The organism is Marinobacter daepoensis DSM 16072 (genome assembly GCF_000421165.1).
Classification (GTDB): Bacteria; Pseudomonadota; Gammaproteobacteria; order Pseudomonadales; family Oleiphilaceae; genus Marinobacter; species Marinobacter daepoensis.
The window spans coordinates 569,203-585,008 of the sequence record NZ_ATWI01000008.1; the positions used below are offsets into that span (position 1 = coordinate 569,203).

At 57.0% G+C, this 15,806-nt stretch carries 14 protein-coding genes; 2 read left to right on the plus strand and 12 right to left on the minus strand.

The annotated features are described in order from the left end of the window. Positions 1 to 49: 49 nt before the first annotated feature. From holA to leuS, 3 genes are read right to left on the minus strand one after another with little or no spacing between them, the layout of a single operon-like run. Positions 50 to 1,063: a DNA polymerase III subunit delta gene (holA, locus tag K325_RS0103225; protein WP_029652817.1), complete on the minus strand. Its 1,014-nt coding sequence runs from the start codon at positions 1,061 to 1,063 to the stop codon at positions 50 to 52. Next, positions 1,060 to 1,626 (minus strand): LPS-assembly lipoprotein LptE, encoded by a 567-nt coding sequence (locus K325_RS0103230; protein ID WP_029652818.1) that lies wholly within the window; start codon positions 1,624 to 1,626, stop codon positions 1,060 to 1,062. The genes holA and K325_RS0103230 overlap by 4 nt, the downstream gene beginning before the upstream one ends. Before the next feature lies 1 nt (position 1,627). After that, positions 1,628 to 4,213, minus strand: a complete 2,586-nt coding sequence (leuS, locus tag K325_RS0103235; RefSeq protein WP_029652819.1) for a leucine--tRNA ligase — start codon at positions 4,211 to 4,213, stop codon at positions 1,628 to 1,630. A gap of 209 nt (positions 4,214 to 4,422) precedes the next feature. Here leuS and K325_RS0103240 point away from each other — a divergent pair, with 209 nt between their 5' ends. Further along, positions 4,423 to 4,971, plus strand: coding sequence for a zinc ribbon-containing protein (locus tag K325_RS0103240; RefSeq protein WP_029652820.1), 549 nt, complete (start codon positions 4,423 to 4,425; stop codon positions 4,969 to 4,971). A 14-nt stretch (positions 4,972 to 4,985) separates the two neighbouring features. Here the strand turns inward: K325_RS0103240 and lnt are convergent, their stop codons facing one another. The 5 genes from lnt to miaB all read right to left on the minus strand — a co-directional run bounded on the left by lnt (position 4,986) and on the right by miaB (position 10,278). After that, the gene (gene lnt / locus K325_RS0103245) at positions 4,986 to 6,530 is read right to left on the minus strand and encodes an apolipoprotein N-acyltransferase (protein ID WP_029652821.1); all 1,545 of its coding nucleotides are present in this window, start codon (positions 6,528 to 6,530) and stop codon (positions 4,986 to 4,988) included. Beyond that, positions 6,520 to 7,365 carry an HlyC/CorC family transporter gene (locus K325_RS0103250; protein WP_029652822.1) on the minus strand — a complete coding sequence of 282 codons (846 nt, stop codon included), beginning with the start codon at positions 7,363 to 7,365 and terminating at the stop codon, positions 6,520 to 6,522. Before K325_RS0103250 ends, lnt begins: the two co-directional genes overlap by 11 nt. Next, positions 7,362 to 7,835, minus strand: a complete 474-nt coding sequence (ybeY, locus tag K325_RS0103255) for an rRNA maturation RNase YbeY (RefSeq protein WP_029652823.1) — start codon at positions 7,833 to 7,835, stop codon at positions 7,362 to 7,364. The genes K325_RS0103250 and ybeY overlap by 4 nt, the downstream gene beginning before the upstream one ends. Then, entirely contained in the window at positions 7,832 to 8,818 is a 987-nt protein-coding gene (locus tag K325_RS0103260) for a PhoH family protein (RefSeq protein ID WP_029652824.1), read from the minus strand. The genes ybeY and K325_RS0103260 overlap by 4 nt, the downstream gene beginning before the upstream one ends. 113 nt (positions 8,819 to 8,931) lie before the next feature. Further along, the gene (miaB, locus tag K325_RS0103265) at positions 8,932 to 10,278 is read right to left on the minus strand and encodes a tRNA (N6-isopentenyl adenosine(37)-C2)-methylthiotransferase MiaB (RefSeq protein ID WP_029652825.1); all 1,347 of its coding nucleotides are present in this window, start codon (positions 10,276 to 10,278) and stop codon (positions 8,932 to 8,934) included. A gap of 339 nt (positions 10,279 to 10,617) precedes the next feature. Here miaB and trmH point away from each other — a divergent pair, with 339 nt between their 5' ends. Continuing rightward, complete coding sequence (gene trmH / locus K325_RS0103270) at positions 10,618 to 11,352, plus strand: tRNA (guanosine(18)-2'-O)-methyltransferase TrmH (RefSeq protein WP_029652826.1); 735 nt, start codon at positions 10,618 to 10,620, stop codon at positions 11,350 to 11,352. 9 nt (positions 11,353 to 11,361) lie between these two features. Here the strand turns inward: trmH and K325_RS0103275 are convergent, their stop codons facing one another. The 4 genes from K325_RS0103275 to K325_RS0103290 all read right to left on the minus strand — a co-directional run bounded on the left by K325_RS0103275 (position 11,362) and on the right by K325_RS0103290 (position 15,670). Then, entirely contained in the window at positions 11,362 to 12,378 is a 1,017-nt protein-coding gene (locus K325_RS0103275) for a nucleoid-associated protein (protein WP_029652827.1), read from the minus strand. Positions 12,379 to 12,502: 124 nt separating this feature from the next. Then, a complete protein-coding gene (gene cysN / locus K325_RS0103280) occupies positions 12,503 to 14,161 on the minus strand; it encodes a sulfate adenylyltransferase subunit CysN (protein ID WP_029652828.1) in 1,659 nt (552 codons plus the stop codon). A 1-nt stretch (position 14,162) separates the two neighbouring features. After that, entirely contained in the window at positions 14,163 to 15,077 is a 915-nt protein-coding gene (cysD, locus tag K325_RS0103285; protein ID WP_338047434.1) for a sulfate adenylyltransferase subunit CysD, read from the minus strand. A 170-nt stretch (positions 15,078 to 15,247) separates the two neighbouring features. Next, complete coding sequence (locus tag K325_RS0103290) at positions 15,248 to 15,670, minus strand: PilZ domain-containing protein (RefSeq protein ID WP_029652830.1); 423 nt, start codon at positions 15,668 to 15,670, stop codon at positions 15,248 to 15,250. Positions 15,671 to 15,806 lie beyond the last annotated feature (136 nt).

Genomic DNA, 15,806 nt, shown 5'->3' on the forward strand with positions numbered 1-15,806 from the left:
AATGTGTCAAGGTGTCAGTTCACCACTGGGGCACTGGTTTTGATGCAGGTCAGCTATTCTGAGGGCCCGCGAGCGCTGCCGACAGGTCGCGAAGGTAATGCCAGGGGGGGAGGTCGTCGAAGCCTTTTGCGGCCCGGTCAGTGTAACTGCAAAGGTTGATGGCCTGGTGAACCTGGCTCATTGAGAGGCGCCGGGCGGCTTGCTGTATGGCTGATGAGCGTTTGGGCTGGAAAACACCGCGCTTTTTCAAAAAGCCTGCCGGGTTTTCGCCCCGGGGCAGGGCGGTTTTCAGTTCAGCGATCAGGTGGAGGTCGCGAACCAGGACGGTCAGCAGCCCTAATGGGTTTTCACCTTCCTGTTCCAGAACGCCGATCATCCGGCAAGCGTGTACCGCTTTGCCTGACAGGATTTCTGTGACCAGCTCAAATCCATTGAAGCGGGCGCTGTCCTGAACGGCCTGCTCCACGGTTTCTTCATCAATGGTTTTGCCGTGGGTGAGCAGAGCCAGGCGATCCAGTTCCTGGCTGGCCGCGAGCAGGTTGCCCTCGAGTCGCTCGGCGAGAATTTCCAGAGCGCCGCGGGTCAGGCTAAGCTCCTTGGCATTGGCGCGTTGCTGGAGCCAGCCCGGAAATTTCTCTGCCTCTACCGGCCAGACCGGTATATGAACCCCGTGCCCTTGCAGCTCCTTGTACCATTTTCGTTTGGTCTCGGCAGCATCCAGTCGTGCACTGATCAGAAGCAGGATGACGTCTTCCGGCGGAGCCTGAAGAACTTGCTCGAGTACCCGGCGGCCATCTCCCAGCTTACCAGTCGGAAGATGGATCTCGATCCGCCGCTTTTCGGCAAACAGAGACAGGGCGTTGCACTCGTCGGCCACGGTATTCCAGTCAAGCTGGTTGTCCGCGTGAAAGGTGAGCCTGTCCTGATATCCGGCCTTTCGTGCTGCGGCCCGTATCTGATCGCAACACTCCTGAACCAGTAAAGGTTCATCACCGGAGATCAGGTACACCGAAGCCAGGCCTTTCTTCAGTAATTGAGGGAGTTGGCCGGGCTGGGTTTTCATGGAGTTTCCGGGTCTTTTTCGGTGTTGCTGTGCTCATCGATCAGGGCCTGGATGCGTTGCTCAGTCATCGGCGCCAATCGGAAAATGACCTGCTGGGCGAGGCGATCACCAAGTTGACGCCGCAGTTCTTCTTCCTCGCGTTGTTTGGCCAGAACGTTGGTTTCGTCGTAGCGGTAGGTCTCGCTGGTATTCAGGTCAGTCGGGGCCAGCAAGGGGATTTGCTGTGCAGTGACCAGCTCCATAGTGACGGTATGGCGAAGGATGTACTCGGCCGCGGCCGCCTGCGCGGTAATGGCGGAAGCACGACGGTCCTGACGGTAACCGGACAGGCGTAGAATATAATCGGCCTCGCGGGCGCCTTTCAACTCAACTCCGCCCAGTTCCAGTTGCTCTCTCAGGCTCTGGCAGAACTCTCCGGGCATGCTCCGGGAACATTCAACCGCCAGCGGTTGCACGGCGGCGGGAACCGGTGAGCTGCCCCGCAACTGAAAGCCACAGCCGGCCAGGGCCGCTAGCAGTGCCAGTAAGCCTGGTTTGATCAGTGCGGGGACAGAGTTCAGCATCTTAGTTAGCTACCACGTTGACCAGCTTTCCGGGAACCACAATGACCTTCCGGACGGTCTTACCATCGGTGAACCGCATCACGTTCTCGTTTTCCAGAGCAAGCTTCTCAAGGTCGGCCTTGCCGATGTCCGCAGGAACGCTTTCCTTGGCCCGAACCTTGCCGTTGACTTGCAGAACCACCTCGATTTCGCTGCGAACCATCGCGCTTGCATCGGCAACCGGCCAGGGAGCATCCACCACTGGATCTGTGTGGCCCAGCTTTTGCCAGAGGGCATGGCATAGGTGAGGCACTATGGGTGACAAAACCAGAACGGCTGTGTCCAGGGCTTCCTGGCGCACCGCGCGGCTCTGAGGCTCTTGGTTGTCCTGACGGCTTACTTCATTCAGCAGTTCCATTACCGCTGCGATGGCGGTGTTGAACGTCAGGCGACGGCTGATGTCGTCACTGACTTTGGCAATGGTTTCGTGAGTCTTGCGTCGCAGATCTTTCTGCGGGATGTTCAGGCTGGCCGGATCGACCGTTGGAGCTGCGCCGCCACTGGCATGCTCGTTTACCATTCGCCAGAGTCGTTTGAGGAAGCGATGGGCGCCCTCTACGCCACTGTCCGACCACTCCAGGGACTGTTCTGGAGGTGCTGCAAACATCATAAACAGTCTCACGGTATCGGCACCGTGCTGGTCAATGATGGACTGGGGGTCAATGCCGTTGTTCTTCGACTTGGACATCTTGGTGACGCCGCCGATTTCCACCGGTTCACCATCGGATGTGAGCACGGCACGGATTACCTGGCCTTTGCTGTCGCGCTCCACGGCCACGTCGGCCGGGTTGTACCAAGTCATCCCTCCGTTGGCTTCGTTCCGGTAGTAGGTCTCTGCCAGTACCATGCCCTGGGTCAGGAGGTGCTTGAAGGGCTCGGAACTGTTTACGAGGCCAACATCGCGCAACAGCTTATGGAAGAAGCGGGCATACAGCAGGTGCAGGATCGCGTGTTCAATGCCACCGATGTACTGGTCGACGGGCAGCCAGTAGTTGGCTGCAGCCGGGTCCAGCATGCCCTTGTCGTAGTTTGGGCTGCAGAAGCGGGCATAGTACCAGGACGATTCCATAAAGGTATCGAAGGTGTCGGTCTCCAGCGTTGCCGGCTGTCCGTTGTACTCGGTTTTGCACCACTCCGGATCTGCCTTAATGGGAGACTGAACCCCGTCCATTTCGACGTCTTCGGGCAGGCGCACTGGCAACTGATCGTCCGGTACCGGCATTTCTGTGCCGTCCGCCAGCGTCATCATGGGAATCGGAGCGCCCCAGTAACGCTGACGGGACACACCCCAGTCGCGCAGACGGTAGTTGATGGTGCGTTTGCCAATTCCCTGGGCTTCCAGATGATCTGCGATTTCGTCAAAGGCCTCGGCGCTTGTCAGTCCGCTGTATTTTCCGGAAGACACGAGCACGCCTTTTTCCGTAAACGGCTGCTCCTGGATGTCGATGTCGCGGCTGTCGCTTGGGGCAATCACCTGTTTGATGGGCAATTTGTATTTCAGTGCGAATTCGTGGTCCCGTTCATCGTGGCCCGGGACCGCCATCAGGGCGCCGGTGCCGTAGTCCATCAGAACAAAATTGGCAATCCAGACGGGAATCTCTTCCTGAGTCAGCGGGTGGATCGCTTTGAAACCGGTATCGATGCCTTTCTTTTCCATCGTGGCAAGTTCGGCTTCGGCCACTTTGCTGTTGCGGCACTGGTCAACGAACTCGGCGACATCCCGGTGGCGTTCTGCAGCCGCCTTTGCCAGTGGGTGCTCTGCAGCCACCGCCATATAGCTGACGCCCATCAGGGTGTCTGGCCGGGTGGTGTACACCGTCAGGCTGCCTTCCTGTTCTTTCAGCGGAAACGCCAGCTCGGTACCCACGGATTTTCCGATCCAGTTGCGCTGCATGGTCTTGACCTGCTCGGGCCAGCCTTCCATGTCGTCCAGATCGTTCAGCAGTTCTTCTGCATAGTCTGTGATTCGGATAAACCACTGGGGGATCTTTTTCTGTTCTACCAACGCACCGGAGCGCCAGCCCCGACCGTCGACGACCTGCTCATTGGCCAGAACCGTCTGGTCAACCGGGTCCCAGTTAACCGTGGACAGTTTCTTGTACACCAGGCCTTTCTCGTACAGGCGGGCGAAGAACCATTGCTCCCAGCGGTAGTAATCCGGATCGCAGGTTGCCAGTTCCCGGCTCCAGTCATAGCCGAACCCCAGCTGCCTGAGCTGCTTTTTCATGTAATCGATGTTTGAACGGGTCCACTTGGCCGGCGCGGTCTTGTTGGCAATGGCGGCGTTTTCGGCAGGTAGACCGAAGGCATCCCAGCCCATGGGCTGCATGACGTTTTTGCCCTGCATGCGCTGGTAACGGGAGATCACGTCGCCAATGGTGTAGTTGCGAACGTGGCCCATGTGTAGCTTTCCACTCGGGTAGGGGAACATGGACAGGCAATAGTACTTGGGTTTGCCCGGTTCCTCTTTGACCGTGAACGTCTCGTTGGTTTCCCAGAACGTGCGAGCGGCCTGTTCTACATCCCGTGGGTTGTATTGTTCGTCCATTCCTGCCATTGCCAAATTTACCCTGTGTCAGACTGGTGTTCGAAAAGGGCAGTCATTCTAACGTACCCGGCGCATTACAGGTAGTCTGCCAAATTGGCGGAGTTGTGCCAGACTTGGAATAGGTCGGAGGTTTTCGAAGGTTGGAGGCTCCTTAACACGGGGCGTCGAGGCTTCGACCCTGGCATCAAAACAGACGTAAAGGAGCCGATATGACCGAGCCAGAGCGCAGTCACCTCTCCGGAAAAGCCCTCGAGGCTTATGACAGAATGCTTGAACGGGTGCAAATGCGCCTGCGCGAGCTCCAGCAAACATCGCTGCAAACGCTGGAGGAAGAAGTACAGAAAGCCGTTGAAGTCGAATATGAGCTTGAGGAGATGACCCGCGAAGAGGCGGATCTTCTGGGGGCCTATCTGCGGCGGGATCTGGAACACTTGCTGCACTTCGTGGAGGAAACCGGGGAAGGTCTGGGAGAATGGCTGCAGCTGGATATCGCGTTACTGGAACACACGCTGGCCGACCGCCTTCTGTCCGTGGCCGACCAGACGCTGGTAGACACTCTTGAGCTCAGGCAGAAGCTGGAGAATGAGGACGTCAGCCACTACATTTCAGGCGAGGTAGCGACCGCAGGCATGTTTCGGTGCCTGAACTGCAATCACATGCTGTGCCTTACCAAGACCAGCCACCTTCATCCGTGTGAGGCCTGCGGCTCACACTACTTTGAGCGGGTGACCAGCCGCTGGCCTCCGAAGGAAGAGTAAGAGTGGCGGAGGTATTAATTTGCTGGAATCACACGCTCCCGCACAAAGACAATAAGGATTAGCGCTAGGGTCAGAACCGGCCAGGAGCCGGTCTGCATGTAGGGGGTGTTGCCTGTTGCCGTATAGAACTCCCCGGTAAGGACCGCACGCTGAAACTGGGGGATTCGCTCGGTAATCTGACCTTTGTGATCGATGATCGCTGTGACGCCGTTATTGGTGCCCCGAAGCATATACCGGCCGGTTTCCAGAGCGCGCATGCGGGCAATCTGGAGGTGCTGCAAGGGGCCGATGGAGTCGCCAAACCAGCCGTCGTTGCTGATGGTCAGCAGCAATTCGGTGTTGCGGGCGTTGATGGCTGCGAAATCGGGGTAGGCAACTTCATAACAGACGTAGGGGGTAATGTTCATGCCGCTGCTGGCCAGTGGCGACTGATCTTTCGGGCCGGGTGAAAAACTGCTCATGGGCAGATCAAAAAATCCGATCAGCCCCCGCAACAGCCCTTCAAGAGGGACGTATTCGCCGAAAGGGACGAGCTTTTGCTTGTGGTACATGCCCTCGCCCTTGCCAATAGCCATGATGCTGTTGTGGAAAGTGTAGTCTTCCGTCTGGCTGCTGTATCCGTACCAGGGGATACCGGTAATCAGCGTGCTGTTCTCTCCCAGCTTTTCCCGGATGTGCTCGATGACTGGCCCGGCCTGGTCCTGAGGGATGGGGATGGCGGTCTCTGGCCAGAGAATGAGGTCGGTTTCCCAGTAGGGTTCGGTCATGCCGAGATACGTCACGATCTGGTCGCGTAGAAAGTCCGGATCCCACTTGATTTGCTGGGGGATATTGCCTTGCATGGCGGCAAAGCTGAGAGGTTCCTTGCCAAGCTCGGTCCAGTCGGTTGCTTTCAGGGCCGGTGCGATAAACCAGGGCAGGAGAGCTGCCACTGTTACTGCGCTGGCGGAGACTTTCCGGCCGGATTGAGTCAGCCACCAGGCGCCGTAAATGGCAACGGCCGTTGTGGTAATCCAGAACGTGATTCCGTGCACGCCAGTAATGGGCGCCAAGCCGCCCAGAGGGCCGTCGGTATGCGCGGTTCCCAGATACAACCATGGGAAGCCGGTCAGCAGCCAGCCTCTCAGCCAGTCGCTGAGAATCCATATGGCCGGGAACAGAAGGAGCCGGCGTGGGGCACTGGATTTTGTGAGCTTGCCCCAGAACCAGAAGGCCAGTCCGTGGAAGAGTGCCAGGCCGGCAATGAACACGACCATCAGGGCGATGGCGAGCGGGATGGAGGTGTTGCCGTGCTCGCTGATACTGACGTAGATCCAGCTGGCACCTGAGGCAAACAGGCCAAGCCCTACCAGCCAGCCAGACCGGAAGAGCTTTTCCGGCGCCTGGTTTACGGTGATGAGCAGGATCATGAACACGGATAATGGACCCAGCCACCACAGATAGAAAGGTGACAGTGTCAGAGTTTGCAGGGCGCCGGCAATCATCAGAATTGCGGCGCTCAGCCATTTCCGTGTGGTAAACGGGAAGTTCAGCGGGTGGTGTTCGGGCTCATGACTCACTGCGGGTTACCTGCAACAGACGGATGACTCGGTTATCGGCGTTGGCAATGGTAAACTGCAGGCCGCCGAATTCAACCGCTTCGCCCCGTCTGGGCAGATGACCAAACTCTTTGAGTACCAGCCCGCCAATGGTGTCGAACTCTTCTTCGTCCATCTCCGTCTGGAAGAACTCATTGAAGTCGTCAACGGGGGTGACGGCTTTTACCGCGAAGGTGCCGTCGCCCCGGGCCTTGATGTGGGTTTCTTCATCGAAGTCATGTTCGTCTTCGATCTCGCCAACAATCTGTTCCAGCACGTCCTCAATGGTGATCAGCCCGGCGGTTCCGCCATACTCATCGACGACGATCGCCATGTGATTGCGGTTTTCCTTGAATTCTTTCAGCAACTGGTTCAGTCGCTTACTCTCGGGGACAAAGTTCGGAGGGCGCAGAATCTCGCGGATCTGGTTCCAGTTCAGGTCATTGTTTAGCGCAAGAGGCAGAAGGTCCTTGGCCAGCAAGACGCCAATCACGTCGTCCTGGCTTTCCCCAATAACAGGGAACCGACTGTGAGCGGATGCGATGATTTCAGGCAAGAACTCTTTGGGTTCCTGAGAGGCTTTTACTGTGATCATCTGGGAGCGGGGGATCATGATTTCATCCACTCGCATATCGATCACCTGCATGGCACCTTCGATGATGCTCATGGAATCGGCGTCGACAATGTTCTGGGATTCGGCATCCCGCAAGATTTCCAGTACGTCCTCAACGGACTCAGGCTCACTGGAAAAAGCCTGTGATATACGCTCCAGCCAGGACTTACTGCCCTGGCTGCGACTCGACTGGTCGTCGCTCATGAGTCTGGTTCCGTTTCCTCTGCTTCATAAGGGTTCGCAAATCCGAGCTGCGAGAGCAATCGGATTTCGAGGGCTTCCATGACCTCGGCATCTTTGTCTTCAATATGATCATAGCCCTGAAGGTGGAGCATGCCATGCACCACCATGTGAGCCCAGTGGGCATCGGGTGCTTTTTGTTGCTCCCGTGCTTCTTGTTCGACAACTGGCGCGCAAATCACGAGATCTCCGGCCAATGGCACCGTTATACCCGCTGGTGCTTCAAATGGGAAGGACAAAACATTGGTGGGTTTGTCCTTCCCTCGGTATTGGTGATTCAGTTCCCGGCTTTCCTGATTGTCGACAATACGGATTGTGACTTCCGATGCGTCGTCGCCCAGCCAGGCTTTCTCAGCCCAGGCATGAATGGCGTCTTCAGCGGGCACGGTTTCGTTCTCAAACACACGCTGGAAATCCACCGTCAGTTTGCTCATTGGCCAGATGTGCTCCCGTCATCGAAAGCATCGTACGCTTCCACAATTCGCTGAACCAGAGGATGGCGAACCACGTCCTTGGCCTCGAACCGGGTGAAACCAATGCCCGGGACTTTGCTCAGAACGCCAGCGGCATGGATCAGGCCAGAGTTTTGGCCGCGGGGCAGGTCTATCTGGGTGGCGTCCCCGGTAATCACGGCGGTGGAGCCGAAACCGATCCGGGTAAGAAACATTTTCATCTGCTCCCGGGTGGTGTTCTGACTTTCGTCCAGAATAATAAACGAATTGTTCAGAGTACGGCCCCGCATAAACGCCAATGGCGCAATTTCGATCACGCTTTTCTCGATCAGCCGGGTGACCTGATCAAACCCAAGCATCTCGTAAAGGGCGTCGTAGAGCGGCCGCAAGTATGGGTCGACCTTCTGGGCGAGGTCGCCGGGCAGGAAGCCCAGCTTTTCGCCTGCCTCTACCGCAGGGCGGACCAGCAGAATCCGTTTTACCTGCTCGTCTTTCAGGGCTTCTACCGCGCAGGCGACGGCCAACCAGGTTTTGCCTGTCCCGGCAGGCCCGATACCGAAATTGATATCGTGTGTGCGGATGCTGTGCACATACTTCTGCTGGTTCTGGCCCCGGGGTTTGGCTGTGAGCTTTGGTGTTTTGATGACCGTGACCTGTCCCTCATCATAGGGAACGTCTCCCGGCAGTCGCTCCAGACCGGTTTCGCGAATAAACAGGTGTACGGTATCGGGCGGAATGTCGTCACTGGCCTCGGTTTCCCGGTACAGGTGCCGGATGACCTCGGTGGCCGCGGCCACTTTTTCCGTGTTGCCTTCAACGCGGAAGTGATGTCCTCTCCGGCCGACTTTCACTTGCAGGCGTTGTTCGATCATTTTCAGATGTTCGTCAAACTGCCCGCACAGGGTTGCCAGGCGGCGCTGGTCCACCGGGTGCAGGTCAAATTGTCTGGTATCGTGAGTGTTCAATCTTGCTCCGTTCGGTGTTGCTCTCCGGGTTTAGTCTGCCGGGAGTATGTCTTTCAGTTCTGGCGTGCCGCACGCTGCCCGGCTCCAAACAAAGAGCACGTACGTTCCAGCGTTTAAAGCAACTCAGAGTTAACAGGGACGCCGCGAAGAGAGTTGGGGTAGGCCTCCACAATCTCTACATCGATAAAGTGCCCGACCACCGCAGGGTTCTCGTGGCGGAAGTTCACAATACGGTTGTTCTCCGTGCGCCCCGCGTATTCGCCCGGGTCTTTCTTGGACAGTCCGGTTACCAGAATCCGCTGGGTAGAACCCACCATCTTTCGGCTGATATCCATCACATTCTGGTTCAGCCTATCCTGCAGAATACTTAGCCGCTGTTTTTTTACGTCCATCGGTGTCTCGTCCGGCAGATCGGATGCCGGCGTACCCGGGCGGGCGCTGTAAATGAAGCTGAACGACATATCAAAGCCGATATCATTAATCAGCTTCATGGTGTCTTCGAAATCCTTATCGGTTTCTCCCGGGAAGCCGATAATAAAATCCGAGGAGAAGCTGATGTCCGGGCGGATTTTGCGTAGACGACGCAGCTTAGACTTGTACTCCAGTGCCGTGTGACCACGTTTCATGGCCGCCAGAATTCGGTCGGAGCCGCTCTGGACCGGCAGGTGAAGGTGGCTGACCAGTTCCGGCACCCGTTCGTAAACGTCGATCAGGGCATCGCTGAATTCCACTGGGTGTGAGGTGGTGTAGCGGATGCGGTCAATGCCGTCGATGGTGGCAATTACTTCAATCAATTCAGCCAGGTCCATCTGGTCGCCGTCGTGGGTCTCTCCACGGTAGGCATTTACGTTCTGGCCCAGCAGGTTCACTTCCCGCACACCCTGGGCGGCCAGGTGTGCCACTTCTGCGATGACGTCATCGACCGGGCGGCTGACTTCCTCGCCGCGCGTGTAGGGCACCACACAGAAGGTGCAGTACTTGCTGCAGCCTTCCATGATGGAGACGAAGGCAGAGGGTCCGTCGGCACCGGGTTCGGGCAGGTTGTCGAATTTCTCAATTTCAGGGAAGCTGACATCGACGACGCCGACCCCGTTACCTTTGGTCCGGACTTCGGTGATCATATCCGGCAGGCGGTGAAGGGTCTGCGGACCGAACACCATGTCGACATAAGGGGCCCGGTCGATGATGGCCTGGCCTTCCTGGCTGGCAACGCAGCCTCCCACACCAATGATCAGATCGGGCTTTTTGCTTTTGAGACTTTTCCAGCGGCCAAGCTGGTGGAACACTTTCTCCTGGGCTTTTTCGCGGATGGAGCAGGTGTTCAGTAACAGGATGTCGGCGTCATCCGGACTGTCGGTGACTTCGACCGCTTCGCCGGTTTTGAGCAGGTCTGCCATGCGGGCAGAGTCGTACTCGTTCATCTGGCAGCCGTGGGTTTTGATGTACAGCTTTTTGGCCATGGGTCTCACGTTATCTGGTGTGTTGGCGCCCGGGTGGGGTGGGGCGCTGGCAAAAATGGACTGCGTATTATAACGGGGTGCTTAATCTTCAACCACCGTTGTCTCGGTATTCCTCATTTTGCTCTGTGCTATCATCCCGGCCTTGGTGCTCGAAGGGTTTCGGGGTTGGCTTTCCAAAAACCGCTGCGAGCACATCCCTGTGCGCTTCTCTCAGGCCATCCTTGGCCTTCGAAATTTTTGGAAAGCCAACCCCGAAACCCTTCCCGTGTGTTGGTGTGGGATTTCTCAAAAGCCTTGAGGTTGCCAGAAATCTCACCGTAACCTGAATGACTCGCAAACATGACTCCAGAACGCCTCGCCCGAATCAAGCAAATCCTCAACACCCGCCAACCCGACCTGCGGGTGCTGACCGATCAGGTGCATAAGCCCCGAAATCTGTCGGCTATCATTCGCTCCTGTGATGCCTTTGGGCTGGCGAATATGCATGTGGTCTGGCCGAAGGAGGGTTTTCGGGCGTTTCGCAAAACCGCGGGCGGCAGTTTTCATTGGGTGACGACGCATACTCACCCGACGATGGAGCATGCGGTGACGGAGCTGAAGGCGCAGGGGCATAAGTTGTATGCGGCGCAATTGTCCGACCGGGCGGTGGATTTTCGGGAGGTGGATTACACCGTGCCCTGTACCATCATCATGGGCAATGAGGTGGACGGCGTGAATCCGGTGACCGCGGAGCAGGCGGATGAGCACATTGTGGTTCCGATGATGGGGATGGTTGAGTCGCTGAATGTGTCGTCGGCCTGTTCCATCATTTTGTCTGAGGCTCAGAGGCAGCGCCAACAGGCGGGGATGTTTGATCAGCGGCGGATGCCGGATGAGGAGTACGAGCGTTTACTGTTCTGCTGGTGTCAGCCGACGGTGAGGCGGTACTGCGATGACCGGAATCTGCCCTATCCACCGCTGGATCCGGAAACCGGGGATCTGGTGGATGGTGTGGGCTGGATGCAGGACGTCCGGAAGCTAAGGGCCAATCGCCCCAGATGGGACGATCAGCCAGAAGGCACGGAAGCTCACTAACCCCTGGGCTTAGTCTTCCCGGGCTTCCAGATAACGCTGCAATTGCTCTCGCAGGGCCTTGGGCAGTCGCGTGATGGTGAGGGCGTCTTTATCCCGGTCGTAGTAGACAGCCTGGTTAACCAGGTCTGAGGAGAAGGACACGCTCATGCCCCCGCCGGAGCCGGCGATGCGGACGAGTTTTTTCACTTTTCGATGGTCCGGGTGCAGTACGCCGGTTTCCGGTAATTCGGCATTCTGGCTGGCGAAATCTTTAAAACGCTCCGGCTGGCTTTCGTCCAGATAGTTTGAAAGCGCCTGGATCTCTACCGGTTCGCCCAGTGCATGCTGGTCTTTGCAGAATTCGTAAGCTTTGGCCCTTACTTCGCCGGCCTTTTCTGGTTCGGAAGATTTGGCAAACGCTTCCACGGCATCCAGAAAGGTCATGGTTTCTTTCTCAACATCCACGCTGTTCGTAAACGCGCAGAGGCGGATGAACAGGTCGCCCGGGTCGCCAGTGCCGCGGCCGTGGATGAGGGTCAGGTAGTTGTCGCTGCCGTTGCCGTTCAGCCAGTCATCCAGCTCGATTCTGACCGCCAGGTTCAGGCGTGAGAGGCTCAGCACGTCGGTGGCATCCAGTTTCTGGCTGCCGTCGAAACGCATGGCGCTGTCGGTTTCCAGAATAAACAGGTACACCACTTCGGCATCAGCCAGGGCGTCGTGCACGATCATCAGATGGCCGTCAAACTCTTCCTGGCTGCCGGTCAGCAGTTCTTGCCACTGGCCGAACAGGCGGTCGGTCATGGCGGGAAAGGTTTGCTTGTCTTCCAGATAATCCTTGAGCCAGGCGCTGAACGGGCACTCGCCAATGTCCTCTGAAAAACGACCGTATTTTTTGCCAGGCTTGCTGTTGAACAGGCGCTTCATCTGCTTGTGCAGCGCTTCGTAATCACCGCCGGGCTCCTGCAGGGCTTCGCCGGCAACAAGCCGGGCAGGTTGGCCGGGTTGGTATTGGCTTGCGAACGCAGTGCGCAGGTGTTTGATGGCCATGGGGCGGCTCCTGTCAGGTTAGGTCAGCTTGGCGGAGCGTGATTGTGCCATGGATGGCAGAGAAAGAAACCCCGGCCCCGAAGTGAGGGCTCGGGCCGGGGGTGGCTGTGGGCCGGTGATGGGGTCAGATTCGTTTGCCGCGGATCAGCTCCTGGACCAGCGCTGATACGGCACCGGGAATCTCAGCCTCGGATTCGGCGTTGGTGCTGGCGTTGGCGATCTCAGAGCCCAGGTTGACGGCGATAGCCACCAGCCCGTGGGACGTCAACAGTTGGGCGACCCGTCGGCGTTCGTCGGCGTCGCCTGCGTTTTCTTCCGAGACCACCACCGCCGTTTTGCCCTGATCGAACAGCGCACGTTCAACCGCGAGCGCCAGTTCTGGAGCATGCTTGCCGTTGCAGGCAATGATGGCCGGTTTCTGGGCCAGGCGCCGTTCGCGTTCTTCGGGCGCTACAGGGTCCAGAGATTCCAGGCCATCGGCGAGGCCTGCGATCATGCCTGCTCCGATGGTGACGTTGGTCAGGCGATCAATCACGATAAAACTGCCGGTAGCATGGTTGCGCTGATAGGCGTCAAAGGCGACCGGCTGGTTCAGGGTCAGTTCGCACAGGCCGATCTCGTTCAGGGCCAGCTGATGCGGGTTCGCTTGTTGTTCCAGAGTATTTACATCCGTCTGGTGATGAATCTTTTTCACGGTTCCAGACGTGAAGGTCGGTCCCAGCTTGATGTCGTAAAGACGGCCGGTTTCCAGCGGTGCGTCGGTCATCCAGACAAGGTTTGCATTAAACCGGTTGTGGACTTCCGGCTCGTCGTCCACTTTTACGAGCATGTCGCCACGGCTGATGTCGATTTCGTCTTCCAGCGTCAGGGTAACGGCCTGGTCGATGTAGGCTTCGTCGAGATTACCGTCAAAGGTCACAATTTCCCGGACCTTGCTGGTGCGGCGTGAGGGCAGGGCCATCACCTCATCGCCCGGACGGATCACCCCTGAGGCAATGGTGCCGCAGAAACCCCGGAAGTTCAGGTTCGGGCGGGTGACATACTGTACCGGGAAGCGGAAATGCTCCAGGTTCTTGTCACGGGAGACTTCCACTGTTTCAAGGATGTCCATGAGCGGCTGCCCGGTAAACCACGGAGTGTTGTCGCTCCGGTTGACGACGTTGTCACCATCCAGAGCCGAGATGGGTACGAAGCGAATGTCCTTGAGGCCCAGTCGGGAGGCGAATGCGAGGTACTCTTCACGAATTTCGTTGAAGCGATCTTCACGGAAATCCACGAGGTCCATCTTGTTCACGGCAACCACGATATGGCGTATGCCTAACAGCGATGCGATGTAGGAATGGCGTCGGGTCTGAGTCAGCACGCCGTGCCTGGCATCAATCATCAGGATGGCAAGTTGCGCGGTTGAAGCTCCGGTGGCCATGTTGCGGGTGTACTGTTCGTGGCCCGGGGTGTCGGCGATGATAAACTTGCGTTTGTCGGTGCTGAAATAGCGGTAAGCCACATCAATAGTGATGCCCTGTTCCCTTTCGGCCTGAAGGCCATCGACCAGCAGGGCCAGGTCCAGTTTTTCACCCGTGGTGCCCATTTTCGCGCTATCGCTTTTCAGGCTCGCCATATGATCTTCATAGATCATTTTGGTGTCGTGCAGCAGGCGGCCGATCAGGGTACTTTTACCATCGTCCACGCTGCCGCAGGTGAGCAGGCGCAGCAGTTCTTTGTTTTCGTGCTGTTTCAGGTAGGCCTGAATATCGTCAGCAATAAGATCAGACTGGTGTGACATCTTAGAAGTACCCTTCCCGCTTTTTCTGTTCCATGGAGCCTGCTGAGTCGTGGTCAATCACCCGGCCCTGCCGTTCTGAACTGGTGGCCAGAAGCATTTCCTGAATGATGTCGGGCAGTGTGTTGGCTTCGGATTCGATCGCACCGGTCAGCGGGTAGCAACCGAGTGTGCGGAAACGGACCGACTTCATCATCGGTTTCTCGCCTTCTTTCAGCGGCATACGGTCATCATCGACCATAATCAGGGTGCCATCTCTTTCTACAACCGGGCGTACTGCCGCGTAGTAGAGCGGTACAATGTCGATGTTCTCCAGATAGATGTACTGCCAGATGTCCAGTTCGGTCCAGTTAGACAGAGGGAAGACCCGAATGCTTTCGCCCTTGTTGACCTTGCCGTTGTATGTGTTCCAAAGTTCCGGCCGCTGGTTTTTGGGGTCCCAGCGGTGATGCTCGTCGCGGAAGGAATACACGCGTTCCTTGGCGCGAGACTTCTCCTCATCCCTGCGTGCACCGCCAAAGGCGGCGTCGAACTTGTATTTGTTCAGAGCCTGTTTCAGCGCCTGGGTTTTCATGACATCGGTGTGTTTGGCACTGCCATGGCTGAACGGCCCAACGCCTTGCCTGACGCCTTCTTCGTTGATGTGCACAAGCAGGTCCAGGCCGAACTTTTCCACCACGTTATCCCGGAAAGTGATCATGTCCCGGAATTTCCAGGTGGTATCAACGTGGAGTAGCGGGAAGGGTGGTTTGCCGGGATAAAACGCTTTCAGGGCAAGGTGCAGCATCACGGCAGAGTCTTTGCCGATGGAATAGAGCATGACCGGGTTATCAAACTCGGCGGCCACTTCCCTGATGATATGGATGCTCTCGGCTTCCAGTTGCTTGAGATGCGTGAGGTTGTATGTGGTCATGTTCATCCGTTGCCATGGAGGGCGAAGTAATGGCTGTTATTTCGAATGAACCACTATATCAGAGCTTCTTAGGGTATAAGAAGATCGGCTTTGAGAATTTAAAGTTCTAATAATATAGCCCGCTTCCTGTGCTGTAGCGGGTTTTCCGGGAAAGCCGCTTGCAGGAGGGCGCGCGGTCAGGTTCCTTTGCCGCAGAGGTGACGAGCGTCTGAGAGCAACCTGGCAACGTAGCGATCGACGTAGTCGAAGCCATTACCTTCGAATTCACAGAACTGAATGCCGACCTGGAACTCATCCCGGGCGATGCGGCGCATGTGAACAATGTTGCCATCGGCCAGCACAGTGACAGGTTGAGAGGCAATCACCGGTACCGAGAAACGAGTGGTGACACCAATCCAGTTGCCCGGGGCGGGCGTTTTCAGGCCGGGTACAAGCTGTCTGACCATTTCCTGACTGCAGGAAATCATGATTCCGGAACGGGACAGGTTGGAGACCTGACAGGTCAGGCAGCAGCCATCGGTTTTCTCAATGGTAATGTCGGTTGAAACGTCCACTCGCTGCTGGTTGCGCAGGTTGGGTTTGGCGGCAAGAGGTTTCATGTTCACTCTTCTGGCGTGTTTGGTTTGAAAAGAGGTTGCCTGTCCCATAAACGTCTTCCAGAAAAACGTATAAGCGATTGAAAGTTTAATTGTTTAAAAAGTGCACAGCAAGAAGTCTGTCGGTTATTGTGTCAGT